This window comes from Marinococcus halotolerans DSM 16375 (assembly GCF_000420725.1).
GTDB lineage: Bacteria > Bacillota > Bacilli > Bacillales > Marinococcaceae > Marinococcus > Marinococcus halotolerans.
The window spans coordinates 126543-151496 of sequence record NZ_ATVM01000002.1 but is presented as its reverse complement, the minus strand read 5'-3'; the positions used below and the strand labels follow the sequence as shown (position 1 = coordinate 151496).

Annotated in this window: 29 protein-coding genes; 8 read left to right on the top strand and 21 right to left on the bottom strand. The window is 49.4% G+C overall.

The window, feature by feature from the left end:
- The first annotated feature begins 11 nt into the window (after positions 1-11).
- From G548_RS0102200 to G548_RS0102190, 3 genes are read left to right on the top strand one after another with little or no spacing between them, the layout of a single operon-like run.
- Positions 12-452: a MarR family winged helix-turn-helix transcriptional regulator gene (locus G548_RS0102200; protein WP_022792517.1), complete on the top strand. Its 441-nt coding sequence runs from the start codon at positions 12-14 to the stop codon at positions 450-452.
- Entirely contained in the window at positions 443-1408 is a 966-nt protein-coding gene (locus G548_RS0102195; protein WP_022792516.1) for a ring-cleaving dioxygenase, read from the top strand. The genes G548_RS0102200 and G548_RS0102195 overlap by 10 nt, the downstream gene beginning before the upstream one ends.
- 27 nt (positions 1409-1435) lie before the next feature.
- Positions 1436-2044, top strand: coding sequence for an alpha/beta hydrolase (locus tag G548_RS0102190; protein WP_022792515.1), 609 nt, complete (start codon positions 1436-1438; stop codon positions 2042-2044).
- A 46-nt stretch (positions 2045-2090) separates the two neighbouring features.
- On the opposite strand, the gene G548_RS0102185 is transcribed toward G548_RS0102190, so the two are convergent.
- Positions 2091-2366, bottom strand: a complete 276-nt coding sequence (locus G548_RS0102185; protein WP_022792514.1) for a GNAT family N-acetyltransferase — start codon at positions 2364-2366, stop codon at positions 2091-2093.
- Between the two features lie 176 nt (positions 2367-2542).
- Here G548_RS0102185 and rpsN point away from each other — a divergent pair, with 176 nt between their 5' ends.
- Entirely contained in the window at positions 2543-2812 is a 270-nt protein-coding gene (gene rpsN, locus G548_RS0102180; RefSeq protein WP_022792513.1) for a 30S ribosomal protein S14, read from the top strand.
- Positions 2813-2869: 57 nt separating this feature from the next.
- Here the strand turns inward: rpsN and G548_RS0102175 are convergent, their stop codons facing one another.
- Positions 2870-3481: a flavodoxin family protein gene (locus tag G548_RS0102175; RefSeq protein WP_022792512.1), complete on the bottom strand. Its 612-nt coding sequence runs from the start codon at positions 3479-3481 to the stop codon at positions 2870-2872.
- A 143-nt stretch (positions 3482-3624) separates the two neighbouring features.
- Between G548_RS0102175 and G548_RS0102170 the strand changes: the two genes are divergently transcribed.
- Positions 3625-4425: an SDR family NAD(P)-dependent oxidoreductase gene (locus tag G548_RS0102170; RefSeq protein ID WP_022792511.1), complete on the top strand. Its 801-nt coding sequence runs from the start codon at positions 3625-3627 to the stop codon at positions 4423-4425.
- Between the two features lie 65 nt (positions 4426-4490).
- Here G548_RS0102170 and qoxD read toward each other — a convergent pair whose 3' ends face one another.
- The 13 genes from qoxD to G548_RS0102105 form a co-directional block, all read right to left on the bottom strand.
- Positions 4491-4853, bottom strand: a complete 363-nt coding sequence (qoxD, locus tag G548_RS0102165) for a cytochrome aa3 quinol oxidase subunit IV (protein WP_027847148.1) — start codon at positions 4851-4853, stop codon at positions 4491-4493.
- Positions 4854-5462, bottom strand: a complete 609-nt coding sequence (gene qoxC / locus G548_RS0102160; protein WP_022792510.1) for a cytochrome aa3 quinol oxidase subunit III — start codon at positions 5460-5462, stop codon at positions 4854-4856.
- Entirely contained in the window at positions 5459-7408 is a 1950-nt protein-coding gene (gene qoxB, locus G548_RS0102155; protein ID WP_022792509.1) for a cytochrome aa3 quinol oxidase subunit I, read from the bottom strand. The genes qoxC and qoxB overlap by 4 nt, the downstream gene beginning before the upstream one ends.
- 39 nt (positions 7409-7447) lie before the next feature.
- Entirely contained in the window at positions 7448-8350 is a 903-nt protein-coding gene (qoxA, locus tag G548_RS0102150; protein WP_051143826.1) for a cytochrome aa3 quinol oxidase subunit II, read from the bottom strand.
- Positions 8351-8690: 340 nt separating this feature from the next.
- Positions 8691-10481 carry a solute:sodium symporter family transporter gene (locus tag G548_RS0102145; RefSeq protein WP_022792507.1) on the bottom strand — a complete coding sequence of 597 codons (1791 nt, stop codon included), beginning with the start codon at positions 10479-10481 and terminating at the stop codon, positions 8691-8693.
- Between the two features lie 110 nt (positions 10482-10591).
- Positions 10592-11308, bottom strand: a complete 717-nt coding sequence (locus G548_RS17095; protein WP_022792506.1) for a class I SAM-dependent methyltransferase — start codon at positions 11306-11308, stop codon at positions 10592-10594.
- A gap of 28 nt (positions 11309-11336) precedes the next feature.
- The gene (locus G548_RS0102135) at positions 11337-11855 is read right to left on the bottom strand and encodes a MogA/MoaB family molybdenum cofactor biosynthesis protein (RefSeq protein WP_022792505.1); all 519 of its coding nucleotides are present in this window, start codon (positions 11853-11855) and stop codon (positions 11337-11339) included.
- A 70-nt stretch (positions 11856-11925) separates the two neighbouring features.
- Positions 11926-12936: a GTP 3',8-cyclase MoaA gene (moaA, locus tag G548_RS0102130; RefSeq protein WP_022792504.1), complete on the bottom strand. Its 1011-nt coding sequence runs from the start codon at positions 12934-12936 to the stop codon at positions 11926-11928.
- A 14-nt stretch (positions 12937-12950) separates the two neighbouring features.
- Positions 12951-13538 (bottom strand): molybdenum cofactor guanylyltransferase, encoded by a 588-nt coding sequence (locus tag G548_RS17090; protein ID WP_022792503.1) that lies wholly within the window; start codon positions 13536-13538, stop codon positions 12951-12953.
- A 4-nt stretch (positions 13539-13542) separates the two neighbouring features.
- A complete protein-coding gene (locus G548_RS0102120) occupies positions 13543-13776 on the bottom strand; it encodes a MoaD/ThiS family protein (RefSeq protein ID WP_022792502.1) in 234 nt (77 codons plus the stop codon).
- Positions 13773-14237, bottom strand: a complete 465-nt coding sequence (locus tag G548_RS0102115) for a molybdenum cofactor biosynthesis protein MoaE (protein ID WP_022792501.1) — start codon at positions 14235-14237, stop codon at positions 13773-13775. The genes G548_RS0102120 and G548_RS0102115 overlap by 4 nt, the downstream gene beginning before the upstream one ends.
- A complete protein-coding gene (gene mobB, locus G548_RS17085; protein ID WP_022792500.1) occupies positions 14234-14719 on the bottom strand; it encodes a molybdopterin-guanine dinucleotide biosynthesis protein B in 486 nt (161 codons plus the stop codon). Before mobB ends, G548_RS0102115 begins: the two co-directional genes overlap by 4 nt.
- Positions 14716-15984 carry a molybdopterin molybdotransferase MoeA gene (locus tag G548_RS0102105; protein WP_022792499.1) on the bottom strand — a complete coding sequence of 423 codons (1269 nt, stop codon included), beginning with the start codon at positions 15982-15984 and terminating at the stop codon, positions 14716-14718. Before G548_RS0102105 ends, mobB begins: the two co-directional genes overlap by 4 nt.
- A 79-nt stretch (positions 15985-16063) precedes the next feature.
- Here G548_RS0102105 and moaC point away from each other — a divergent pair, with 79 nt between their 5' ends.
- On the top strand, positions 16064-16552 hold the full coding sequence (gene moaC, locus G548_RS0102100) for a cyclic pyranopterin monophosphate synthase MoaC (protein ID WP_022792498.1): 489 nt from the start codon (positions 16064-16066) through the stop codon (positions 16550-16552).
- Between the two features lie 3 nt (positions 16553-16555).
- Here moaC and modB read toward each other — a convergent pair whose 3' ends face one another.
- From modB to htpX, 6 genes are all read right to left on the bottom strand, one after another.
- Positions 16556-17209, bottom strand: coding sequence for a molybdate ABC transporter permease subunit (modB, locus tag G548_RS0102095; protein ID WP_022792497.1), 654 nt, complete (start codon positions 17207-17209; stop codon positions 16556-16558).
- 18 nt (positions 17210-17227) lie between these two features.
- Positions 17228-18001, bottom strand: coding sequence for a molybdate ABC transporter substrate-binding protein (modA, locus tag G548_RS0102090; protein WP_022792496.1), 774 nt, complete (start codon positions 17999-18001; stop codon positions 17228-17230).
- Between the two features lie 36 nt (positions 18002-18037).
- A complete protein-coding gene (locus G548_RS0102085) occupies positions 18038-19057 on the bottom strand; it encodes a ThiF family adenylyltransferase (RefSeq protein WP_022792495.1) in 1020 nt (339 codons plus the stop codon).
- A 17-nt stretch (positions 19058-19074) separates the two neighbouring features.
- Positions 19075-20061, bottom strand: coding sequence for an EamA family transporter RarD (gene rarD / locus G548_RS0102080; RefSeq protein WP_342664626.1), 987 nt, complete (start codon positions 20059-20061; stop codon positions 19075-19077).
- Between the two features lie 60 nt (positions 20062-20121).
- Entirely contained in the window at positions 20122-20685 is a 564-nt protein-coding gene (locus tag G548_RS0102075; RefSeq protein ID WP_022792493.1) for a copper resistance CopC family protein, read from the bottom strand.
- A 186-nt stretch (positions 20686-20871) separates the two neighbouring features.
- The gene (htpX, locus tag G548_RS0102070) at positions 20872-21771 is read right to left on the bottom strand and encodes a protease HtpX (protein WP_022792492.1); all 900 of its coding nucleotides are present in this window, start codon (positions 21769-21771) and stop codon (positions 20872-20874) included.
- A gap of 228 nt (positions 21772-21999) precedes the next feature.
- Here htpX and G548_RS0102065 point away from each other — a divergent pair, with 228 nt between their 5' ends.
- Positions 22000-23943, top strand: coding sequence for an aconitate hydratase (locus tag G548_RS0102065; protein ID WP_022792491.1), 1944 nt, complete (start codon positions 22000-22002; stop codon positions 23941-23943).
- Between the two features lie 77 nt (positions 23944-24020).
- On the top strand, positions 24021-24905 hold the full coding sequence (locus G548_RS0102060) for an SDR family NAD(P)-dependent oxidoreductase (RefSeq protein WP_022792490.1): 885 nt from the start codon (positions 24021-24023) through the stop codon (positions 24903-24905).
- Positions 24906-24954 lie beyond the last annotated feature (49 nt).

Here is a 24954-nt window from a genome sequence, read left to right as displayed (position 1 = left end):
AGTCAATGCGTATGAATAAAACCCGATTAGGCCTGCTGCTCTGGTTCCGGCTTTCCCGTGTATATGAACAGAACCTCAGTCGCTCGGCCGCTCATTTAAAACAGGTGGGACTCAGCCCGTCGCAGTTCGACATTCTTGCCCAGGTGCACGCTCACCAGCCGATTACTCAAAAGGGGCTTGCAGGCAAGCTGTTTGTCACTAAGGGAAGCGTCACTTATCTTCTGAAAAAGCTCGAGGAAGAAGGACTTGTGGCACGCAGACAGACATGGAAGGAAAAGCATATCTCCCTTACCCCGAAAGGACGGGATGTTCTGGATGCCGTCGCTCCTGGACAGGAAAAATTTCAGGCCGCTCAGTTTGACGGTCTGACAGATGCAGAAAAACGGGAGCTGCTCCGGCTGCTCCGCAAACTACAGAAAACAACCCGACAGGAGGAATCATCATGCAGCTAAAAGGTATGCACCACGTCTCTTCATTAACAGCGAACGCCCGCCGTAATGTGGATTTCTATACGAACGTCCTCGGCATGCGGCTCGTTAAAAAAACAGTCAATCAGGACGACACCTCTGTCTATCATTTATTCTACGGAGACGAGCGTGGCAACCCCGGCACTGAAGTTACGTTTTTTGAAATCCCAATGGCTGCCTCCAACAAGCGTGGCACCAACAGCATTACAAACGTTTCTCTGCGCGTGCCTGGAGACGACGCCCTCAAATACTGGAAACAACGATTTGAAGAGTATTCTGTCCAGCACGATGATATTCAAAAGCAGGCGGGACGGCTCGTCCTGCCGTTTGAAGACCCCGAGGGCCACCGGATGCAATTTGTGTCTGATGAACATGACCAGGGGGTGGAGGCCGGCGTACCGTGGGAACATTCAAACGCCTCCCCGGAAAATGGCGCCACCGGTCTCGGCCCGGTCCGTTTAACCGTTAAAACGGCAGAACCAACGGCCGCCGTGCTGAAGGATATCATGGGTTTTTCCGAAATTCATTCCTATCCTCACCCAAATAATAGCGATCTGCCGGATATTCGTGTATTTGAAACAGGAAAAGGCGGCTCCGGCGCCGAAATTCATATAGAAACCCGCAGTGACCTGCCGGCTGAACGCCAGGGACGCGGGGCCGTGCACCATGTAGCCTTCCGGGTGGAAGATGCAGACGAGCTGCAGCAATGGATTGAACGCATTAAAAATGCCCGGCTGCCAAACTCCGGATTTGTAGAACGCTATTATTTTCAATCGCTGTACTTCCGCGAACCAAATGGCATTCTTTTTGAACTGGCTACCGATGGTCCGGGATTTGAAGGAGATGAGCCGTTTGAACGCCTGGGGGAAAGCCTTGCCCTGCCGCCTTTTTTAGAACCTCAGCGCTCAGACATCGAAGCACGTTTAAAGCCGCTTGATTAATTAACTACGGGACGGAGGAGAGGTTTGATGAAGCATATATTTCAATCAGGCAGCAGCACTGGCCCGACTATGTTAATCCTGCACGGCTCCGGGGGCACCGAAAAGGATTTCCTCGAAGCAGGAAGACTGATTGACCCGGGAGCTAACATCTTAAGCGTCCGCGGCAACGTTGTGGAAGACGGTATGCACCGCTATTTCGCCAGACTCTCCGACGGATCTATTGATGAAAAGGATTTGATTTTCCGTACCCAGCAGCTTCATCAATTTCTCGAAGAAAGCGCCGGCCGTTATAATTTTGATCTGCACCAAGTCCTCGTTTTCGGTTACTCCAACGGGGCCACCATGGGAGCGAGTCTGCTTTTTCATTATGCGCGCTCAGTCACCCGGGCGTTTTTGCATCATCCGATGGTGCCAAGGCGGGACGTGCCTCTTCCGTCCCTCTCCGGCAGCAGCATTTTTATCGGCGCTGGCACAAATGATCCCATCTGCCTCCCTGAAGAGGCAGAAACCCTTTATCGCCTTTTTGAAGAAGCAGGGGCTTTTGTAGAACTGTACTGGGAGCATGAAGGCCATCAGCTTACTACAGAAGAGATAAAGGCCGGAGCCGCCTGGTATCAACGAGTTATACAGGAATAAGCAAGCATATAAAAAATGCCTCCCATTTCAGGAGGCATTGCTTTTGTTACTGCGTTTCAAGCACTTGCTTGAAATCGTCATTTTCTTTGATTTTTTCTTCCGCATAAGGGCAGCGGGGAACGATCGTTTTGTTTTCCGCTTTTGCTTTTTCCACCACATTGCGGACTAATTCTTTTCCAACGCCTTTTCCTTGCTCTTCATCGATTACTTTGGTACTATCGATGACAATGCTTTGTTCGCCTTCTTCAAAAAATGAAATGTCACCAATAACCTTGCCATCCTGCTCGGCAGTGAATCTGTTATCATAATGTTTTATTTCCATGTAAGAAACTCCCTTCGTTTAAACGTTGTTACTAAATAATTCATTACCGTTTCCGGCGGATGATAAACATCGGAAACAATAAGAAGAAGCCTTTACACATACCAGGGCAGCTGTTATGATGAAGTATGTGCTTAAAAATATGAATGCCACGAATATTATGAAAAGGAGTGAGAACTTTGGCTAAACAATCTAAACTCGCAAAAGAGCGTAAGCGCGAAGAAACGGTAGCGAAATACGCTGAACTCCGCCGTGAGTTAAAAGAAAAAGGCGATTATGAGGCACTGCAGAAGCTTCCTCGTGACGCTTCTCCAACACGCCTTCACAATAGATGTTCGATTTCCGGTCGTCCACACGGCTATATGCGTAAATTCGGCATGTCCCGTATCGCTTTCCGTGACTTGGCCCACAAAGGTCAGGTACCAGGCGTTAAAAAAGCAAGCTGGTAAGCCGTTCTTACTAAAAAAAGCAGCCGATTGGCTGCTTTTTTTGTATGCTTTTATTCGTTACGTATTGCCTTTTGTCGGAATCGGATTTTCTTTTAAAATGGTGCCTACATGAAGCATGTTGTACGCCAGCTTAGGAATATGCTTTTGAACAAACTCGCTTTTAATACCTTCTGCTTCAATAAACGAAGGCCCCGGCCCGGCTTCTCCGACCCAGTAGCAGTTCGGACGCGGCGGCAGTGTGAAGCCTAAATGGGAAAGGCCAAATACAATGGACTGAATGGCGTGTTTCGCCCCGTCTTCATTGCCTGTGGCTACTACTCCGGCTACTTTATCATAATAAATGCCCTGTCCTTTTTCGTTTGTATGGCTGGCTGAGCCGTTCAGCCGTTCGATTGCTTTGGTAATCATACTGCTTTTTTCCCCGAGCCATACTGGCGTGCCGAGCAGCACCATTTCTGCTTCCTCAATCTTCGCCTGGATGGCCGGCCAGTCATCTCCTTCCCCGAGATCATCTGCGACTCCGTATGGAATATTGTAATCCGCCAGACGAATTTTCTCTACCTGTACACCTTCCTCTTCCCAGATCTGCATAACTTCATCTGCCAATGCATCTGTGTTCGACGTATGAGAAGAATCCTTTAACGATCCGTTTAAAAATACTGCTTTCATAGTTTCACCTCTTTTTATAGTAGCTGCTTCTCTATGTACCCCGAATTTTTCCGATATAATCTTCCCTTATGTTCCGATTCGTTTGTATTCTTTTCCCTACGGGTAAATAGAAACCAATTACTTTAAACTTGGAGGAATACATAATGATGCCATTTGCCGAAAACGCACTACAAAATGAACACGCCCTTGTGACCGGAAGCACCCGGGGTATTGGAAGACAAACAGCCGTGACGCTCTCCTGCATGGGTGCTGATGTGACAGTGACCGGCCGAAATAAAGACAAGCTCGAAGAAACCAAACAACTGATACTCGAGGCAAGGCCGCAGGCCCGTGTGTTCGTCTATCCAGCAGACATCAAAGATGCTTCGGCGCGCAGTGAGCTTGTGACAGCAGCTGAAGGGGCTCACGGGCCGGTGACGCTTCTGGTGAATTCGGCAGGCGTACTGAAACGAAAATTCGTTGAGGAGCTCGAAGAAGCGGATCTTCAGGAGATGATGGACGTAAATTATACATCTACGGTGCTTTTAACCCAGCTCGTTTATAAACGCATGCAGGAGCAGCAGAAGGGAGCAATTGTGAATGTTTCTTCTCTCTCCGGCCTCCGTGGCACGCCGGGCAACAGTGCTTATGCTGCTTCAAAGTTTGCGATCACCGGCTTCACCCAGTCTCTGGCGCTTGAAGCCATCGAGCATGGCATCCGGGTTAACGCTGTCTGCCCCGGCTATGTACAGACGGAAATGGTGGAACAGCTCATGCAGACTAAGGCTGAAGAAACCGGCAGAACCCTCGAAGAACAAATGCAGATATCCGCCGACAGCCTTCCTTCCAGACGGATGACCCAGCCGGGGGAAGTGGCCAATACTATCGCCTACCTGTTAACCGATGCTGCCTCCAATATTATCGGAGAAGCCGTAAAGATCTCTGGCGGAAGCGTCGTACACTAAACGCTTTCATGTCGTTTTTAAGCACAAAAAAGCCTGTCCCTATAATTCGGGACAGGCTTTTTTAATTAATGCTCGGAATGTTCTTCTCCGGATCCGCCGCCGGATCCGCCATTCATATCCATGTCGTGCATGCCAAAAGACATGACCCAGATGGAACCTGCGATAACTACCGCTGCAATAAAAAATCCAAACAGGATATTTCCATACTGCGGTATAGGGTTTTTCTCGGCAATGTGCATGAACATGACGAGCTGAAGGACCGCCTGGATAACTGCAAGTATCATAATAATTGCAATAATCCATGGCACCGGAAGTCCGGACATTACAGTGGTATAAGCCGCCACCAGTGTCAAAACAATTGAAGCAATAAAGCCAATTACGTGTTTGACGGGGATGCCTGACTCACTGTGTTCTGTGTGTTCACTCATTTAAACCACCATCCCTATCAGATAGACAGCTGTAAAGATAAAAATCCATACAACGTCCAAAAAGTGCCAATACAGACCGATGACAAACGTTTTTCTGGCAATTACAGGCGTTAAACCAAAGCGGATTAGCTGAATAATAATCGCTGTACACCAAAAGACACCAAGCGTCACGTGGAGGCCGTGTGTACCAGTCAGGGTAAAGAACGCTGACCAGAAGGCACTCGACTGAATTGTGGCTCCTTCATGCACGTAGTGCACAAACTCGTAAATCTCAAAACCCAGAAAACCAAGACCGAGTGCCAAAGTAATGATCAGCCATATCACAAGGCCCTTCAACGATTCTTTTCTCATCATATGCACGGCTATTCCACACGTAAAACTACTTACTAAGAGCAGAAAGGTCATCGTAAGCGCCATCGGCATTTCGAACAGTTCATGTGCCGGAGTTGCGTCTCCGTAGCGGCCGAAAAGCACAGCATATGTTGCAAAAAGCGTGGAGAAAAGCACCACCTCGGCTGCGAGGAAAATCCAGAAGCCGAGAATGGTTAAGGGACCGTCTTCTCTTCGGTATTCTAACGGTCCCGTTTTTAATTCTGCGTGTTCACTCATTCTTTACGCCCCCTTGCCTGCTCCTCAGTACGTTTAATTTCATCAATAGGGACGTGATACCCTTCATCAAAGTCGAAGGAGCGGATAACCATGCAGATAATAATTCCGAGGAGTCCTGGAATTGCGAGCCAGAACCAGTGCCAGACAAGCCCGAAGCTTGCCACAAACATAATGGCTGACATGATAATAGGCAGCCCTTTGTAGCTCGGCATGTGAATCGGCTCCAGCTTCGACTCATCATAGGTGGTCGCGCCCGTTTCCTTCATGTCCCAGTATGCTTCATGGCTGTTCACATATGGGATGGTAGCGAAATTATAGTGCGGTACAGGAGTTGTTGTAGCCCATTCGAGTGAACGTCCGTCCCAGGCGTCGCCTGTTTTTTCCCGAGGCTCGTAACGGGCGCTGTAATAAATGTTAAACGTGAATATTACAAACCCTGCAGCGAGAATAAACGCGCCGGTAGTAGACAGCAGGTTAAGCGGCATCCATTCTGGTTCAATCGTATACGTCCGGCGCGGCATTCCCATAAGACCAAGGAAGAACTGCGGAAGAAACGTAATATTAAACCCGATAACCGTAAACCAAAAGCTGATTTTCCCTAATTTTTCGTTCATCTTATGGCCGAACATTTTCGGATACCAGTACGTAAGCCCTGCAAACATTCCAAACAACGTCCCGGCAATCAGCACATAGTGGAAGTGGGCAATCAGGAAGTACGTGTTGTGATACTGATAGTCTGCGGAAGCCATGCCAAGCATAACCCCGGTAACACCGCCGATGGTAAAGTTCGGTATAAAGGCGAGTGCCCACAGCATTGGCACATTAAACCTAATCCTGCCCTTATACATCGTTCCAAGCCAGTTGAATATCTTAATCCCTGTAGGTACCGCAATAAGCATTGTTGTGATGGAGAATAGAGAGTTCACTCCTGCTCCGGCCCCCATCGTAAAGAAGTGGTGGACCCATACGATAAAGCTCAGCCCTGCAATAACACACATGGCGTAAACCATCGCTTTGTAACCAAACAGCTGCTTTCTGGCAAACGTTGAAATAACTTCTGAGAAAACCCCGAATGCAGGAAGGATAACAATATATACTTCCGGGTGACCCCAGAGCCAGAAAAGGTTGGCCCACATCATCGGCATGCCTTCACCGGCCAATGTAAAGAAGTGGGTGCTAAAAATACGGTCGAGCGTCATCAGAGCCAAAGCAATTGTTAAAATTGGAAAGGCAAAAATGATGATAATGGATGTAATCAATGCAGACCACGTGAAGATAGGCATCTTCATCAGGGTCATACCCGGCGCACGCATCCGCAGGATCGTAACGAGAAAGTTAATTCCTGTGGCAAGCGTACCGATACCGGATAGCTGCAGTGCCAACAAATAATAGTTCTGGTTAATCTCCGGACTAAGCTCCGGCCCGGCCATCGGCACATAGCTGGTCCACCCGGCGCTCGGGGAACCGCCGATTACAAAGGAAATGTTAAACAGCATCGCGCCGAAGAAAAATGTCCAGAAGCTGAAGGCGTTTAAAAATGGAAAGGCTACGTCCCGGGCACCTATTTGAAGCGGCACCGCAACGTTCATCAGACCAATAATAAACGGCATTGCCATGAAAAGAATCATAACTGTTCCGTGCGTGGTGAAAATTTCATTATAGTGCACAGAATTTAGAAAGTTCATATTGGGAAGTGCAAGCTGCGTTCTCATCATCAGGGCATCGACCCCGCCGCGGAAAAGCATAGCAAGCGCAGCTATAATGTACATAATACCAATTTTCTTGTGGTCCACCGTTGTCAAATATTCGTCCCACAGCCATTTCCACAGTTTGAAATACGTCAGGACAAACACAATTCCTACTGTAGCGAGAACAATGGAGGCCATTGCCCCATATATAATAGGTTCTCCGGTGACAAGAAAGTCATTCCATATAAAATCCCACAAAGAATGTCACCTGCTTTCTGTTTTTGTAAATAGCTTCAATTACTCCTGCTCCCAGGGGCCGCCTTTGCCGCCTTCAAGGTGAAGCTGTTCCCCAAGGTTGCCACTGTAAAGATCAGTGATATAGCTTCTACCTGAATTCATCCCGAAGTCTACATACTCTAAATGCGTGCTGGAATATTCAGCTTCCTGTGCAAGCCCGGGTTCAAGGTATTCATTAAATCGTTCTTCAGTCAATTCAGGGGCATTGCTTTGAACATTGCTTACCCACTGATTAAATTCTTCTTCACTTTCAGAAGTAACGGTGAACGTATGCTCAGCAAACCCGGATCCGTTATAGTTTGCATTACGGCCTGAAAATTCACCTTCTTCGTCCGCCTGCAGATACAGTGTATTCTGCATGCCGGCCATGTTGTACTTCTGGCCGCCAAGGGCCGGTATCCAAAGCGCGGTCATCGAATCAGCAGATGCCAGCTTAAATTCGATTGGGCGATTCTCCGGTATGTGTAGGTAGTTAACCGTTTCAATGTTTTGCTCCGGATAACTGAAATACCATTTCCAGTTGGAGGTATCGGCATGTATTACCAGCGGCTCCTGATCACTCGTTTCTTCAGGCGGCTTCTCCAATGCATAAAGGGAAGTCACTGTAGGTACTGAAAGAGCTGCTACAATAATGAATGGAATAACCGTCCAGATAATCTCGAGCGTGGTGTTTCCGTGCTGGTGAGGGTCATAATCCTTGTCTGTCCAGTTCGGGCGTTCCCTAAACCGGATAATCATATAGAAAAATAACACAAAAACAACAATGACAATGACGGACATCAGTGTGATAGAAAAAATGATGAGTTCCTGCTGGGTTCTGGCCACCGGCCCTTTAGGATCCAAAACTGTAATACCGCTGCAGCCGCTGGCGACGAGCAGCAAAGCAAACAACCCTGGTACCATAAACAGTCGTTTGAACCAGGAAACTAAGTTTTTCAAGCGCTTCACGCTCCTTCCTTTTTATTACCGACTTCTGTGATGAATAACCCCTCTCTCCATCAGCCACGGTTCATTCCGTTCATATGCAGAGCGCACCATTATCGTAGCAAATTTTTATGCCTCTCGTCATTTTTTCTCCGGTAAAATTTCAAAATTGACGATTTTTAAACACAAATATGTCATAAAACGTTCACTTCTATGCGCCTGTTGGTTAGAACCTTTATTATCTTATCCTAACGTTTGCCAATTTTCAACCTGCGAAAGGCGGTTTCAGGAGAAAACTACCAGGCGTATCCGGACACAATCACATCTTGTTTTTTGGTTCCATATGAGCCTGCGGGCTGTCTTTTGTTTCCGACTTATACTGAAGAAGGTAATTCGTATATTTTTCGTTCCAGCGGCGGTAGGAAAAGATTGCAAGCAAAGCGGTCACGCCGGCAATCAGTGCCACGAGCGGCCAAAACCACGGGGAAACTACTCCATCTGCATACGCAAGACCTGCCCGGGAAAACAGGACGAATAAAAAAGCAACTCCTCCTACCAGTACGCAGGAAATGCTTAAAGCATGCTTCCATGGCAGCATGGAAACTTTCGGCTCGATCCGCTGGTCTAGTGCCTCCATTGGCCTGCGCCAACCAAGAAATACCATAATGCCTGCTTCTATTAAAAAGAGAATGAACGAGACATAAATAAAATTGACCGGTATTTCGACACCTGCAAACTGGGGCAGCCCCCAAAGCGCAATATAGTAGGAGACCACGTGAAAAATAATTACGATCTTAGCCGCAAGTGGAGGCACCCGATTCGTGAACACTCCAAACAAAACGATCGTAATAATAGGAATGTTAAAAAATCCGGTGAATTCCCGGATAATAGTCCACAGACCTTCAGGAGCAAACATCAGCATAGGGGCAATAAAAAAAGAAATAAGAGCGAGAACACTTCCAAACCATTTACTGACCGTAATCAAATGCCGATCGGAAATTTCTTTGCGTGCATTTGCTTTATACACGTCGAGCGCAAACATGGTAGAAGCACTGTTTAAAAGCGAATTAAAGCTTGATAACACCGCCCCCATCAATACAGCAAGAAAAAACCCGCCCAGAAAACCCGGCAGCAGATTATTAATCAGTTCCGGATAAGCAAGATCAATACTTCTTAATCCATCTCCGTACAGGTGATAGGCAATCACGCCGGGGACCATCATAAAAAGCGGCACAAGCATTTTGTAAAATCCTGAAAACAATACACCCTTCTGCCCTTCGGCCAGATTCTTCGCTCCCAGCGTCCTTTGAATAACATACTGGTTTGTCGCCCAATAAAACAAATTCATCATTATCATTCCGGAGAAAACGGTACCAATCGGCACTGCATCCTCGCTGGAGCCCACAGCATTCAGCTTTTCGGGTTCATTCACAGCAATCGTTTCCATGCCCTGCAGCAAATTTCCACCTCCGAGCTCGATGAATCCGAGGATTGGAACGATAAGCCCGACGATCAACAGCCCGATGCCGTTTAACGTATCAGATACTGCCACTGCACGCAGGCCGCCAAAAATTGCATATGCTGCCCCGATCAGCCCGACCGTCCAGACCATTGCCCATACAGACTGCTCATAGGTAATGCCAAAGAGATCCGGAATATTAAACAGCTGCAAAACGGCCAGAGCCCCCGAATACAACACCGAAGGTATCGTAACGAATACATACCCCAGCATAAACAACACCACCACATACCTCCGGACTCCCTGATCAAAACGCTCTCCCAGAAATTCAGGAAGGGTGCTGAACGCCCCGCTCAAATACCTTGGAAGCAGCAGCAGCGCCAGAATAATCACGGAAAAGGCCGCCGTCACCTCCCAGGCCATGTTGGACATATTCGCCCCGTAGGCCTGGCCGTTTAAACCAATCAGCTGTTCAGCAGACAAATTAGTGAGCAGAAGCGATCCCGCAATAAATCCGCCGGTTAAGCTTCGCCCTGCGAGAAAATAGCCATCGGAGTTACTAATACGATTTCTTGTTTTCAGATAGGAAATAAAAGCCACAAGCAGCATAAAAAAGATACAGGAAACAAGCATAAACACATTGTCCGCCATCAGGATTCCCCCTTCAACTTGATACACCGGTATACAAAAAGTTTATTTTTGCTTTCCCTGTTTTTCTTTTTGTTAAGCTTTTCATGTATACATAAAAAAAGAACGAGCCCTCAGGCCCGTTCCTTTACTGCTTCAAGCAAAAGCATGTTTGAGTTGATACGCACTTTCCGGTCTTCACGGTACGTCGTAAACGATTGGGCCTCACTTTCAAGCTTATGCACCGTCCAGTCTTTGTATCGACGGGAAAGCTTTTGAATAATGTCTTCGGTATCGAAATTCACTTCCATTTTTGCCGGAAGCTGCTCGTTTGTTTCTGTATCTGTTTCCTCAATACCAGTGTTTATCAAAAACGCATGCACCCCGCCCTCAGCTGTGCCCTTCTGGAGGTTATCGATTAAATTCCAGAAGGTTTTTTCGTCGGGCACGTGTTCGATGCTTGAAACTGCTATAATCCCGTCAAAATACGACTTTTCCGGAGTGTATTCTTCTATTGCCTGCTTGACCGGTTTAATTTCCTGCTCCACGCCGTATTCCCCGGCATAATCCGTTAACTGGGTGATGGCTTCGTCTAAAAAATCCACGCATGTGACTTCACAGCCCTCTTCCTGAAACTGCCTGGCAGCCGGAATACTGTTACGGCCGATGCCGCAGCCAAGGTCAAGCAGCCGGATGTCTCCCCCTTTTCGAATTCGTTCCAGGGCATTGATAATACGGGAGGCCGGCTTTTTCATCCAGGTGCCCTTTTCAAATAAGTCATGCTGCTTATAGTACTGGCGGTGATATTCTTTTTCCGAAGCCCGGATTTCCTCTAAACTTGGTTCTTTCATACACAAACACCCCTTTTTTTCATTTCTCTTACAAGTCCCGCTGCTTTGTAGCCTCCCACACCACGTGAGGGAGTTCAGGAACAATCAGCTTTTCCATCGCAAGCTTCACAGCGCCGGAGGACCCCGGCATCGTAAACACCGGCTTATGGTCGATGATCCCAGCCGCAGCTCTTGATAAAATCGCCGAAGAGCCGATATCTTCCACGTAACTCAGATAGCGGAATAACTCGCCAAACCCGACAATTGCTTTATCAAACCTGGGCTCTATAGTTTCAATGGTAATATCCCGGTCGGCAATCCCTGTCCCGCCGTTAATCAGCACCGCTTCTGTCTGCGGGTGAATGAGCGCTTCATTCAAACAATTGGTGATCGATGCCTCTTCATCTGTAACTATCGAATAAAAACAAACCTCGTGGCCGTGGGATTCGAGCAGCTCATGGATACGGCGGCCGCTTTTATCCGTTTCTTCCGTTCTCGTATCGCTCACAGTAATAACAGCACATTGAATCTTTTTCTCTGCCTGCTCTTTATGTTCTTCTGTTGCCATAGTAGTCCCCTCCTTTATTTTTTCTATTTAAAAAAAGAAGCCCTTTTCAGGCTTCCTTCTTTTGTTTCTATTATCCCCCAATATAGGACATTTCAATCCGCTTACGGTTACGCGCTGTTTCTTCGGTCCGCTCTTCCGAGTAACGGTCGGTCCGTCTGCCCCATATACCGGCAATATTGTTAAAGATCGTTTCATCCGAGTCCTCGGAACGGAGCTGATTCCGTAAATCGTACCCTTCGGTGGCAAACAGGCACGTAAACAGCTTGCCGTCTGCAGATATCCTGGCCCGTGTGCATGTAGAGCAAAACGACTCCGTGACAGACGAAATGACGCCGACTTCGCCGCTGCCGTCCTTATAACGGTAACGGTCAGCCACTTCCCCGTAATATCCCGGATCCACGGGCTCAATTGGAAATGTCTGGTGAATCTTTTCGATAATATCTTTTTTCGTCACCACTGAGCCGAAATTCCAGCCATTGGTGCTGCCCACGTCCATAAACTCGATAAAGCGCAGATTGACGCCGCGCTGCTTAAAATACATAGCCATCGGAAGAATCTGTTCCTCGTTCATTCCTTTTTTGACTACGGTATTCACCTTTACGGTAAGGCCTGCTTTTTTTGCTGCTTCAATGCCTTTTAACACAGGCTTCGAGCCGGTTTTTCTGCCGTTAATGCTTGCGAACACTTCATCATCGAGTGCGTCGAGACTGATATTCACCCGCTGCAGTCCGGCAGCCTTTAATTTTTCTGCCTGCGCAGGCAGCATTACACCGTTTGTCGTCAAAGCAATATCCTTGATGCCTTCGATTTCCGTCAGGCGGCGGATCAGCTCGGGCATATTTTTACGAAGCAGCGGTTCCCCGCCGGTCAAACGGAGTTTTTCCACCCCAAGACCGGCAAACAGGCGCGATACCCGGACGATTTCGTCAAAGGAGAGCCGCTCGTCCTGGCCCATAAACTCAAAATCCGGGCCGAAAATTTCTGCGGGCATGCAGTAGGTGCACCGGAAGTTGCATTGATCTATCACGGAAATACGCAGGTCACGAAGGGGACGGTTTAACTGGTCAGTTACATTGGTCATCGTGTTCCCCCTCTCTAGTTTACCTTTCTATTTAACTCCTCAAGCTGCTGGACAGTATTAATATTTTCAAATGCTTCGGGGCGCCAGTACGCCTGATTGACATTTATGACTCTTTCCTTACCGCTGAATAATTTTTTCATGCGGTAATCCCCGGATTCAAGCTGGGCTTCTGCCCTTGAAAGCAGATCCGCGCGGAACCATCCGCATGCCGGAGCCAGTCTTCCTCCGGCCTCCGGGATGACCGCATCTGTTTCCGGCGTAATATAAGAAGCCAGAAAACGCACCTCTTCGGCAGTAATAAGCGGCATATCCACCGGAAGCATAAATATCCATTTTTCCTTCGTGTAAGAAAGGCCGGTGTAGAGGCCGGCCAGCGGTCCCTTTTCTTTATAAGGCGGCAGATCTTCCCTGACCCTCACATGGGCCCCGGCTTTTATTCTCCCGGCAAATGACGGATGAGAAATCAGCCAGATGGTTTTCACTTCAGTCTCAAGAGCCTGGACAGCCCGTTCATAAAAGTAGCTTTCTTTCCAGACGGCAAAGGCCTTCGGAGAACCAAACCGCTCCGACATGCCTCCGGTAAGAATAATTCCATCCGCCACAGTATTACCCTCCGCTGACCGGCGGGATCAGGGCCACGGTGTCCCCCTGGCCGACCGGCGTGCTTTCTTCAGCAAATTCTTCATTAACAGCGGTCATAATGCCGCTGATATCAGCATCATACGCTGTTTTCAAATGTTCAAGCACATCCTCCACAGTAGCTATGCCGCCGCTGTTGATGGTAAGCTTCTCGCCGCCAAAGATATCTTTCATGTGGGCAAAGCATAACACATTAATCACTTATTTCCACCTCCTGGGGCCCCGTCCGGGTACCGCGTTTGTTCAAGCTGATCTCCTACCCAGTGCTCGCCGTCTTCCCAGTGTTCCTTTTTCCAGATTGGCACAATCTGTTTGATGCGCTCAATAATATATTCATTCGCTTCATAGGCGTCTTTTCGGTGCGGTGTTGAAACAGCGATGATGACTGCCGCGTCCGATATCTGCAGTTCACCGGTGCGGTGGCCCACGGCTGATTCAGCATCCGGCCACCGCTCCTTCACTTCCCGGCCGATCGCCTCGAGTTGCTTTTCTGCCATTGAATGGTACGCTTCGTATTCCAGGTAGACCGTCCGCCGGCCTTTGGTAAATTCCCGGACCGTGCCGATAAACTGGACAACAGCTCCTGCTTCCGGACGCGTAACCTCAGCAGCAAGCTCTTCTACAGACAGCGGTTCTGATGTCACGAAAAATCGTTTCTTCATAGTATACTCCTCATATATTGTTCAAACCATGCATCTGCATTATCAGTATCCTGAAAATGATTTACTTCTTCTCCAGGGCCAAACGCTGTTTGAATGTTATCGAGATCCTCAAGGGATGCTTTATCATCTGTGCTTCGAAGCAAAAGTACTTTTGGGTACGGTGCTTTTTTGTATCCTTCTATAAGAATAACATCAAGCGGCAGCTGTTGATAAATATTCAGCAGCGTGGAAAGATCCGGCTCCTCCATATCTGCAAGAAACTGAAAAACTCCGGCGCCTTCCACGCCCGAAACCACAGCCCCTGCCTCCTTCAGCTCCAGGCTGTCGACTCCCTCCGGCTGAAGCGGTTCATTCTGGTGGCCGTGATGCTTTAATACGCCCACTTTCCAGCCATTTGCTTTCCCAAGCGCTGTCCAGCGTTTAAGCAGGGTCGTTTTTCCGCTTTCTTTAAACCCAGTTACCTGAAGCACCGGAATTGTCATGCGAGCGGCTCTTTCTGGCCTTCGTTATCTTCAAGCAGCATCACGTCGACCACGTCCCCCCGCTGGTACCCGCGGCTTCCCCCTGGGAGAACGATACACGCATTGGCACCGGCGAGGGAAGTCACCGCACTCGACTTATTAAACCCGCCCGGCTCTGCATATAACCGGTCGCCTTCTGCGCGGCAGCTGCCGCGGACAAAACGGGTGAACGGGTTCGGCTTGGAGAAATCCGCTGCGAGTTCTGCCTTTACCATCGTATGGTGCGGATTCGGCGAATGCATAACGGCCTGAATCGCTGGCCGCACGAAAAGCTCAAAGCCCATATAGCAGGCAGACGGATTCCCTGAAAGGCCAAACAGCAGCGTACCTTCCCAGCTGGCAACGGTCGTTACGCTGCCGGGGCGCATCGCTACTTTATTAAAGAATACGTCCGTACCGAGACGTTCGTAAACATCCGGGAGCAGATCGTAATCCCCGACCGACACCCCTCCGGTCGTAATAACCATGTCCGTTTCCTCAGCCGCCTGGCGCACCGCCCCGTAGCAGGCATCGAGTTCGTCCTTCAGTTTGCCGTAGTATACAGGCTCGGCCCCGGCCCGCTGCAGCTGGGCAATCATCATGTAGGCATTGCTGTTTCGTATTTTGCCCGGCTCGAGTTCATCGGAAACGTCAAGCAGCTCCGTACCTGTCGCAAATACACCGACGACCGGCTTTTTGGCCACTTTGACCGTGGCGTAGCCAAATGTCGCAAACAGGGCCGTAACGCCGGGGTCAATCCACGTGCCCGCCGGAACGAGCTCGGCTCCTGCCTCTGTATCCTCCCCTTCAAAGGAGATGTTCTGATGCTGTTCGAATTCTCGTTTGATCGTCATGAGCGGGTATGTGCCGTCATGATCCTCCTGGGCAAGCTCGAGCATCACCACGGCATCGCACTGCTCCGGAATTTTTGCCCCGGTCATAATGCGGACCGCCTGAAAAGGGGCGAGGTCTTTTTTTGACACAAATCCGGCGCCGATTTCCTCAACTACCTGAAAGGTCACCGGCTGCTCCCGGGAAGCTCCGCGGGAGTCCGCCGAACGGATGGCAAATCCGTCATAGGGGGAACGGTCAAACGGCGGAACCGGGTGGGCGGCTGTAATCGTTTCTGCCAGCCGGCGGCCATAGGATGCCTGGATGGAGACCTCCTCTATGCCACCTTCTTGAATATGCTCCATTACTCGCTCAATTGCTTCTTTTACAGGGACGGGCGTACGTTTTTCAACCATATTGATGCTCCTTTGTTATATTTGAATGTATGTATCCGTGCTATAATCGGTCAATACTATATCAGGAGGGACTTTTACCATGTCAGAATTTACGCATTTTAACGAACAGGGCCGGGCCAGAATGGTGGACGTTTCCGACAAGCCGGTGACGAGCAGAAGCGCTCTGGCCGGTTCAAGCATCCGCGTTCCCGAAGAAGTTTACCGTGCAGTGACGCAGGGGGATATTAAAAAAGGCGATGTGCTCGCCGTCGCCCAAATTGCAGGAATTACCGGTGCCAAACAAACATCCACCCTCATACCAATGTGCCATCCGCTCCCTTTAAGTAATGTAGACATCAGCTTTTACTGGAAAACAGAAGACACCTATGAACTGTTTATTGAAGCCTTTGTTAAAACGAAGGGAAGCACAGGGGTGGAAATGGAAGCATTAACCGCAGCATCTGCCGCTGCTTTGACTGTGTATGATATGTGCAAAGCGCTCGATAAGGGGATGGTGATCGGCCCGACATACCTGCTTGAAAAAACCGGAGGCAAAAGCGGTGACTTTCACCGGGAAGCAGGTGATTAATATTTAATCTTCCCGGTTTAGAAGGTAAGTTAAACCGAGCAGCAGAAAGGAAATAAATATACTGATGCCGACGTACGTATACGCAAGGTTCATTTGATTCGACTCAATGGCCACGTAGATGGCCGTCGGCATCGTTTGTGTAACGCCCGGAATGTTTCCGGCAAACATCAGCGTAGCCCCAAATTCCCCAAGCGCTCTTGTAAAACTGAGTACAAACCCTGTCATGAGCGCCCGGCCGGCGAGAGGTACCGCGATATTTACAAACACACGCCATTCCCCCGCTCCGTCAACTCTTGCAGCGGATTCAATATTGGAATCGATGGAACCGTAGCCAGTTTTTGCCGACTGAAACATCAACGGAAAAGCCACGACCGCTGCGGCCACAACGGCCGCGACCGGCGTAAAGATAATCGAATTTTGAAACACTTTTTCATATACGCTGCCGATCCAGCTGTTTGTGCCAAAAACGACAATAAGCAAAAAGCCGGTTACCGAAGGCGGCAGCACGAGCGGAAGCATCAGGCACGTTTCCGCTGCCAGTTTCCCCCGGAAATTTCTGGCCGCAAAAACTCTTCCAAGCATCGCGCCGGCAATGAAAACAAGGACAGCTGCAATACTTGCTGTCAGCAGAGACAATTGTATTGGAAACCAAAACATCAGGCACGCACGCTCCTTTTATTCCGGATCTGAAAAGCCATACGAGCGCAAAATGTCCTGGGCTTCGCTGCTTTGCAGATATTCCATAAATTCCCGGCTTTCTTCTTCATTCCCGCTTCCCGCCACGGCTCCGCCGTAATAATGAATGGAAGAGTAAAGGGAAGGATCAATTTCTTCAAGAACCCGGACGTCAGCTTCGCGTGCGTCTGAAGCGTATACAAACCCGACCGCAGCGTTGCCTCTTTCGACAAGTGTTAACGCGTGCCGCACATCTTTAGCAAAAACCATCCGCTCCTGTACACTCTCCCACTCCTGCATGGAAGTAAGGGCTTCCCGGGTATACCTTCCGGCGGGGGCTGCTTCCGGTGTCGCCACCGCTATCCGCCCGCTCCCGCCAAGCACGCTCTGCAGCTTTTCTGCCTCACTGGCTTCAGGCACGACCGCCACCAGTGCGTTTTCTGCAAAGGCAGGGTTCTCTGCCTCCACCATTTTATTTTCCTCTTCAAGATCGTTATAGTGCGACGCGGAGGCTGACAAGAAGACGTCTGCCGGGCCGCCGCGCTCAATCTGCTGCTTCAGTGTACCGGAGCCTCCGTAGTTAAAGGCCAGTGAAATATCGGGATACTCCTTGGCGAAGCTCTTCTGTACCTCTGTCAAGGCATCCTGAAGGCTGGCCGCTGCTGAAACCGTCAGCTCGGCCTGCTCTTCGTTCTGCTCTGCCTGCGAACCGCCGCTGCAGCCCTGAAGAAGAAAAACCCCGGCTCCTGCCGCCACGAAAGGTTTCCAGTTCATAATGTGCCTCATCTCCCGTCGATGGATTTTCTCAGGCTACCCGAGCAGCTGGGCGTACCACCGCTTGGCTTCCTGCACGTCGCTCGTACCGTGAATGAGTGCCCGGCCGTCCTGGAATAAAACAATGCGCCGCGTTCCGGTCTGTACCGACAACAAATAAGGGTTTTTGCGCACCCTCCAGTTCCGGCTTTCCCAATCACGCTCCAGCCGCTCGAAGTTCAGCTGTCTGCTTTTCCCCGGCCGGATCTGTACCGTGTCTCTGCCACATAGTACGCTCGTTTTATTTGAATGCTCATATGTTAATGCCGGGTACGTCGCTTTTTCACCGCATGACTCGCATCCCGGGTCCTTACTGCTCTGCAGCCCGATGGAAAACTGCTGCTGGTTCCAAAGATCAAAATAATCCAGGGCTACCGGGAGGCTTTCTCCGTCCCCTACCAGTATTTTTAAAGCTGCAGCCGTTTGCTTTGCCGCTACTGACTGCACCGCCGGAGCGATCACTCCTACTGTATCGCATGTCTGTCCCTGTGAAGGGATCTTTTTCCATACGCAGCGGAAGCAGGGGCGCTCTCCCGGCAGAAACGGGTGAACCATGCCAATGCTCCCAACGCACGCCCCGTAAACCCAGGGCTTACCGTATTTTCTCGCGGCCTCGTTAATGAGCAGCCGGGTATCAAAATTATCCGTGCCGTCAATGATAAGATCTGTCTCTGCAGCCTTTGCTTCGATCCAGGTAAAATCCACATCCACCACTTCCCCATGCACATGAACCCCGGAGTTAATTTCACGCAGCCGCTTTTCTGCTGCTGCCGCTTTAGGCATCTGCTCTGCGGCATCCTTTTCTGTATACAGCTGCTGGCGCTGCAGGTTGCTGTACTCCACGTAATCACGGTCTGCGATCGTCACCGTACCAATACCAGCACGCACAAGCATTTCTGCGGCTGAAGCTCCGAGCGCTCCTGCACCAACAATCGTCACAGAGCTTTCGTTTAACTTTTTCTGGCCCGCTTCACCAATCGGCGAAAACAGCTGCTGTCTTGAATATCGCTCGTCCATGCTTTCACTCCTTTGCTTCAATTATTTATAGCTGCTTCTGTTTTCTTTCTCTGCATGTGAATACGCGTCCGGGAAACAGTAAACAATGTAAGTCCCGCCCAAACTATCAAGAACGCCGTAAACTGCTGGATGGAAAAAGGTTCCCTAAATAAAAAAACACCCAGTGCAAGCATAATCGTAGGCGCAATATACTGTAGAAATCCAAGCAGCGAATAGCTGATCTTCCGCGCGCCCGAGGCAAACAACAGTAATGGAACAGCTGTGACTGCGCCTGCCCCAAAGAGCAGCGTCCATGTGCCGGAATCATAGGTGGAAGCCGTTTCCCCCGAAAAGAACATTAAAAAAATCAGGGCGAATGGTGCTGCCAGAAACGACTCCAGGGTCAGCCCTGCCCATGCGCCGAGGGCTACAGTTTTTTTAATAATACCATAGCACCCAAAGGATAACGCCAGGATAACCGAAGCCCACGGAAACTGGCCATAGGAAATCGTCAGCACGAATACTCCGATAAAGGCAAGCGCCACTGCGGCTATTTCCATGCGTGCCAGCCGCTCTTTTAAAAACACTGTTGCCAGAGCTACATTCACAAGCGGGTTAATATAGTAGCCAAGACTCGCCTGGATCACATGGTCGCCGTTCACCGCAAAGATAAAGGTGAACCAGTTGATCGTAATCAATAAAGCGGCCCCGGTGATGGCCGCCGTCGTTTTCACGGAATGAAAAGCATGTGTTATTTCATTCCACACTCCTTTAGAACGCCCGATCAGTACAATAAGTACAGCCATGAACAAAAACGACCAGATCACCCGGTGGGCGAGCACATCGATCGCCGGGACCTCGTTGAAAAGTTTCCAGTAAAGCGGAAGAAATCCCCATAGTACATAAGCTGCCACTCCTGCTGCAATGCCTGTCTGCTGCTCTCTCATCTGTATCTCCGTCCTCTCTCCCCATCCATTATAGCGGACAACCGCGCTCCCCTGCCAAGCGAGAACGACTGAAGCCATTAAAATTTCTCTATCTATAAACAAAAAAACAGCTTCGAAGGGTGTCGAAGCTGTCCGCCGTTATTTTTTACGCTCTCTGTTTTTCCATAAAATAATCGTAAATGCGGAAACAACCGTCAGACCGAGCGTTCCCATTAACACCATGCCAGGAATATTCGCTCCTGCTTCTTCTGCTTCCCGCTCTTCTTCCTGCTCCGCTTCCGTAAGAGCACTTTCACCGGTCCGTTCTTCCAGGTTCTCCTGTCTTTCTTCCAGGGAGGTGTTGCTGTTAATACTGAAATTAATGCCCTGCTGCTCAGACTCCCCTTCCGTATCGGTTACGGTATAATTTAATATATAATTTCCATTTTCCAGAATACTTTCGATCTCTGCAGAGACTGTCGTTCCGTCCTCGCTGATCGATGGTTCTTCTATATCAATTTCATCACCGGTCTCTACAAGCAGATACATATCTTCTACACGGTCAATCTCTGTATCAAAGTTGAGCTCCACCCGCTCGGGCACTTCCAGCAGAGAATCTCCATTTTCCGGACTCGAGGATTCCAGCACGGGCGCTGCGGCCGCCTGATAGGGGGAAGCAATGAAAAATATAACCGCGAGAAGGCCAAAAATTCGATATTTCATAGGACTTCTCCTTTCAATAAATAAATCACTCTACTCTTTATATCATGATATAAAGCCAAATTCGAACGATATCATTTACGTTTTTGTGTCAATTTTATATTTCCCGGGCAATATTTGGTTCTCTTCACCTAAGCCCGGCACAAAAAACCCGGATGCAGGAAGCGCATCCGGGGCAGGTGCTTATATTCAGCTTTGTTCTAAGCGGCGGATCCGGTCTTCAAGCGGCGGGTGCGAGGAAAAGAGCATCGCAGCCGCCGACGGCTTGTTGTTGATTTTCAGCGTCTGCATGGAAGACTGTTCCGTATCCACCCGGTCCACATAATTTTGCAGGGAACGGAGAGCGTGAGCCATTTTGTCTCTTCCGGCAAGATCCGCCCCGCCGCGGTCAGCGTGGTACTCACGGTAACGGGAGTAGGCGGCGACAACTATGCTTCCAAGAATCGAAAAGAGAATTTGAAACACGATAATCGCCAGAAAGTGAATGATCGGCCGCAGATTTTCGTTTACAAACCTCGATACCGCAAAGGCTACGACGCGTGCCAGGAACACCACAAATGTGTTCACGATACCCTGAAGAAGGGTCATGGTGACCATATCACCGTTGGCTACGTGCGCCACCTCATGGGCAATAACACCTTCTACGGCATCATCGTCCATCGATTGAAGCAGCCCGGTGGAAACGGAAACAAGCGACCGTTTTTTGGTTGGTCCCGTGGCAAACGCGTTCACTTCAGCAGACTGGTAGATCCCGACCTCCGGCATATGAGTCAGCCCTGCGCGCCGGCAGAGACGGTGAACCTTTTCCACTACCATTTTCTCAGCCTGACTTCCCGGGTTCTCCGGGTCAATCACTTTAACGTTCATTGCTTTTTTCGCTATAAATCTCGACATCGCCAGTGAAATAAATGCGCCGGCAAAGCCGATAACGGCACTGATAATTAACAGCGGCACCAGATTCAATGTCCCGGCACCGTAGTTGTAAGCACCCAGGTTAACACCAAACAAACTCAGTATCGAAAACACGATAACAATTGTTAACAATACCATCATGTTCGTTAACAGAAACAACATGATTCTTTTACCCATGGCCTTCTCTCCTTTTTTAAATCTTCAAATGTTCTTTTATACAGTTGTTTATACGCAGGTGTCCCCGGAATGGTTTCATTCTTCTTAATAATACCACACATTAAAAATTACACGAAAAGATAGATTTCTTGTTTACAAGTTTTTCTTAACAGGTATAAGCATAGAGAGCATGTTTTCATTCAGAAAGAATTAACACAATTGGAATTCTGACGAAGGAGGACACCATTTATGGCACGAAACGTCGCACAGAAACTAATCGAAGAACACCTCGTCTCCGGAGAAATGACTCCAGGCGAAGAAATTGGAATGAAAATCGACCAGACACTCACCCAGGACGCAACAGGAACAATGGTGATGCTTGAGCTTGAAGCCATGGGGGTTGAACGGGCTCAGACAGAAGCTTCCGCCCAATACGTAGACCATAATATTATCCAGGAGGACAACAAAAACCCGGATGACCACCTGTTTCTTCAAACAGCGGCAAAACGCTTTGGCATGTATTTCAGCCGCCCGGGTAACGGTGTAAGCCACCCGGTACACATGCAGCGCCTCGCCCGTCCCGGCCGGACCCTGCTCGGATCGGACTCTCATACATGTGCCAACGGTTGTATGGGGATGCTTGCCATGGGGGCAGGCGGCATCGAAGTAACTATGGCAATAGCAGGAGAGCCGTTTTTTGTCAAAATGCCTCAGGTATGGGGAGTAAAGCTTACCGGCAAGCTTCCTGACTGGGTGAGCGCCAAGGACGTTATTCTTGAGCTGCTCCGCCGCCATGACGTAAAAGCCGGCGCCAACAAAGTCATTGAATACTACGGCCCCGGCCTTGAAGACCTGAGCGCTATGGATCGTCACGTCATTGCGAACATGGGCGCCGAGCTCGGTGCCACCGCAAGCGTCTTTCCATCAGACGAGGAAGTGAAGCGTTTCATGGCAAGCCAGAACCGTGAGGACGAATGGCAGGAGCTAAAAGCTGACCGCGGCGCCCAGTATGACATCGATGAAGAAATCGATCTGTCCTCTCTTGAGCCGCTGATTGCCAAACCGTCGAGTCCCGGCAACGTCGTACCCGTCCGGGAAATTGCCGGAGAACCTATTTTCCAGGCGTATATTGGTTCATCCGCAAACCCTGGCTACCGGGATTTTGCAATTGCTTCTGAAATAGTCAAGGGAAAAAATGTGCACGAAAATGTAAGCTTTGATATTAATCCATCTTCACGGCAAATGCTCACAGACCTCGTGTCCAACGGCCATATTGCCAATCTTTTAAGCGCCGGCGGCCGGCTGCACCAGGCAGGCTGTAACGGCTGTATCGGCATGGGACAGGCTCCGGCCACCCACAAAAACAGCCTGCGGACGACCCCGCGGAACTTCCCGGGACGCTCCGGAACGAAGGAAGACCGCGTCTTTCTTTGCAGCCCTGAAATAGCTGCTGCTTCCGCACTTTACGGTGAAATTACCGATCCGCGGACCCTTGATATGGATTATCCGAAGGTAGGCGAACCGGACGAGCCAACCGTTGACTTCCGCCTGCTGCAGGAGCCGCTTCCTTACGAAGAAGCGAAAAATATAAAAATCGAAAAAGGCCCGAACATTGCTACCCTTCCGGAAATGGAAGAGCTGCCGGACCGCATCGAAGTACCGGTACTGCTGAAGCTTGGCGACAACTTCTCCACAGACGAGATTCTTGCCGGCGGAGCACGCGTGCTTCCTTACCGCAGTAACCTCCCGGAAATCAGCAAGTTTTCATTTGAAATTACCGATGAAGATTATTACAACCGGGCAATGGAAATTAAAGATGATACCGGACACGCTATTGTCGGCGGATCCAACTACGGCCAGGGCTCAAGCCGTGAGCACGCGGCCCTTGCACCCCGCTATCTCGGCCTGCGTGTGGCACTCGTCCAGGACTTTGCCCGCATACACTGGCAGAACCTGGTAAACTTTGGCGTACTCCCAATCACATTTGAGGATGCTGAAGATTATATGAAAATCGATACCGGTGACACCATTGTGCTTGAGAATCTGCGTGAAAATATCCAGAACCACAATACGTTTGAAGCCGCCATTAAAAACAAAAATGAAACCATCACCGTACGCCATGAAATGTCGAGGCGCCAAATTGACATGATGCTTCGCGGTGGTTTGATCAACTGGGTACGCGCTAGACAATAACAGTACCGGCGGAGCAGACGCTTCTTTTCAGGAAGCGCTGCTCCTTTACGTTTGATGATTAAGGGAGGCCTTCATTGATGGAAAACCATGCAGAAAATCAAAGAACTATCCTGCTGACCGGCGCTACAAATGGCATCGGCAGAATCGTTGCAGAAAAACTGGCGGCTGAAGGGCATACCTTATTGCTGGTAGGACGCAAGGAATGGAAATGCGAAGAGCTCATTACCGAACTGGAACAGAAAACCGGAAATGCGAAACTTCATTTTTATCAGACTGACCTTTCCCTTCTTCACGAGATCGAGATGCTCGCAGAAAATGTAGCAAGAGAGTACGGCCAGCTTGACGCCCTGGTTAATAATGCCGGTGCTGTCTACTCTTCCCGCGTTTGGACAGAGGAGCATCTTGAACGCACCTTTGCCCTGAATTACCTCGGGGTGTTTTATCTGACTGAACTTTTGCTTCCTCTTCTTCGCAAGAGCTCTGACGGGCGGGTTGTAAATGTTTCTTCTGCTGCCCACGCCTTATCAAAAATGAACTTTCAGAACCTGCAGGGCGAGCAGAAATATAACGGCCTGAAGCAATACGGGCTCGCAAAGCTGTCTTTGCTGCTGTATACGTATGACCTGGCCCAGAGACTCCGCCATGAAAATATTAAAGTGAACGCGCTCCATCCCGGCAACATCTCCACCGGATTCGGTCTGAATAACAAAAATGCCTTTTACCGCGGGCTGAACAAATTCACCAGCATGTTCGGTGACTCTCCCGAAGAAGGTGCTGACCTGGAAGTATCGCTTGCGTCAGGGGCCCGCGGCTCTCAGGTAACCGGCAAATACTTTACGAAAAAAGGAATTACGAGCTCTTCAAGTGATTCCTATTCCACAGCCAATCAAAGAAGACTGCGGGAAATCAGCGAAGAGCTTGTATATCACCACACTGGAAAAGAGCTTCAGAAAGAAGCTTAATAAATTATCAATCTGAAGGGGTGCCGTGGCCGGCATCCTTTTTTTCGCT

Excerpts from the sequence above, each read along its gene's own strand:
- qoxC (WP_022792510.1), bottom strand. The coding sequence starts at position 5,462 with ATGAGTGAACACGCAGAATTAAAAACGGGACCGTTAGAATACCGAAGA.
- G548_RS0102085 (WP_022792495.1), bottom strand. The coding sequence starts at position 19,057 with ATGGACGAGCGATATTCAAGACAGCAGCTGTTTTCGCCGATTGGTGAA.
- htpX (WP_022792492.1), bottom strand. The coding sequence starts at position 21,771 with ATGGGTAAAAGAATCATGTTGTTTCTGTTAACGAACATGATGGTATTG.
- G548_RS0102200 (WP_022792517.1), top strand. The coding sequence starts at position 12 with ATGAATAAAACCCGATTAGGCCTGCTGCTCTGGTTCCGGCTTTCCCGT.
- G548_RS0102195 (WP_022792516.1), top strand. The coding sequence starts at position 443 with ATGCAGCTAAAAGGTATGCACCACGTCTCTTCATTAACAGCGAACGCC.
- rarD (WP_342664626.1), bottom strand. The coding sequence starts at position 20,061 with ATGGCTTCAGTCGTTCTCGCTTGGCAGGGGAGCGCGGTTGTCCGCTAT.
- G548_RS0102060 (WP_022792490.1), top strand. The coding sequence starts at position 24,021 with ATGGAAAACCATGCAGAAAATCAAAGAACTATCCTGCTGACCGGCGCT.
- qoxD (WP_027847148.1), bottom strand. The coding sequence starts at position 4,853 with ATGAGTGAACACACAGAACACAGTGAGTCAGGCATCCCCGTCAAACAC.
- modB (WP_022792497.1), bottom strand. The coding sequence starts at position 17,209 with ATGTTTTGGTTTCCAATACAATTGTCTCTGCTGACAGCAAGTATTGCA.
- G548_RS0102115 (WP_022792501.1), bottom strand. The coding sequence starts at position 14,237 with ATGAAGAAACGATTTTTCGTGACATCAGAACCGCTGTCTGTAGAAGAG.
- G548_RS0102105 (WP_022792499.1), bottom strand. The coding sequence starts at position 15,984 with ATGGTTGAAAAACGTACGCCCGTCCCTGTAAAAGAAGCAATTGAGCGA.
- G548_RS0102135 (WP_022792505.1), bottom strand. The coding sequence starts at position 11,855 with ATGGCAACAGAAGAACATAAAGAGCAGGCAGAGAAAAAGATTCAATGT.
- modA (WP_022792496.1), bottom strand. The coding sequence starts at position 18,001 with ATGAACTGGAAACCTTTCGTGGCGGCAGGAGCCGGGGTTTTTCTTCTT.
- G548_RS17095 (WP_022792506.1), bottom strand. The coding sequence starts at position 11,308 with ATGAAAGAACCAAGTTTAGAGGAAATCCGGGCTTCGGAAAAAGAATAT.
- moaA (WP_022792504.1), bottom strand. The coding sequence starts at position 12,936 with ATGACCAATGTAACTGACCAGTTAAACCGTCCCCTTCGTGACCTGCGT.
- G548_RS0102190 (WP_022792515.1), top strand. The coding sequence starts at position 1,436 with ATGAAGCATATATTTCAATCAGGCAGCAGCACTGGCCCGACTATGTTA.
- G548_RS0102185 (WP_022792514.1), bottom strand. The coding sequence starts at position 2,366 with ATGGAAATAAAACATTATGATAACAGATTCACTGCCGAGCAGGATGGC.
- moaC (WP_022792498.1), top strand. The coding sequence starts at position 16,064 with ATGTCAGAATTTACGCATTTTAACGAACAGGGCCGGGCCAGAATGGTG.
- G548_RS0102175 (WP_022792512.1), bottom strand. The coding sequence starts at position 3,481 with ATGAAAGCAGTATTTTTAAACGGATCGTTAAAGGATTCTTCTCATACG.
- G548_RS0102075 (WP_022792493.1), bottom strand. The coding sequence starts at position 20,685 with ATGAAATATCGAATTTTTGGCCTTCTCGCGGTTATATTTTTCATTGCT.
- G548_RS0102145 (WP_022792507.1), bottom strand. The coding sequence starts at position 10,481 with ATGGCGGACAATGTGTTTATGCTTGTTTCCTGTATCTTTTTTATGCTG.
- G548_RS0102065 (WP_022792491.1), top strand. The coding sequence starts at position 22,000 with ATGGCACGAAACGTCGCACAGAAACTAATCGAAGAACACCTCGTCTCC.
- qoxA (WP_051143826.1), bottom strand. The coding sequence starts at position 8,350 with ATGGTACCAGGGTTGTTTGCTTTGCTGCTCGTCGCCAGCGGCTGCAGC.
- mobB (WP_022792500.1), bottom strand. The coding sequence starts at position 14,719 with ATGACAATTCCGGTGCTTCAGGTAACTGGGTTTAAAGAAAGCGGAAAA.
- G548_RS0102170 (WP_022792511.1), top strand. The coding sequence starts at position 3,625 with ATGATGCCATTTGCCGAAAACGCACTACAAAATGAACACGCCCTTGTG.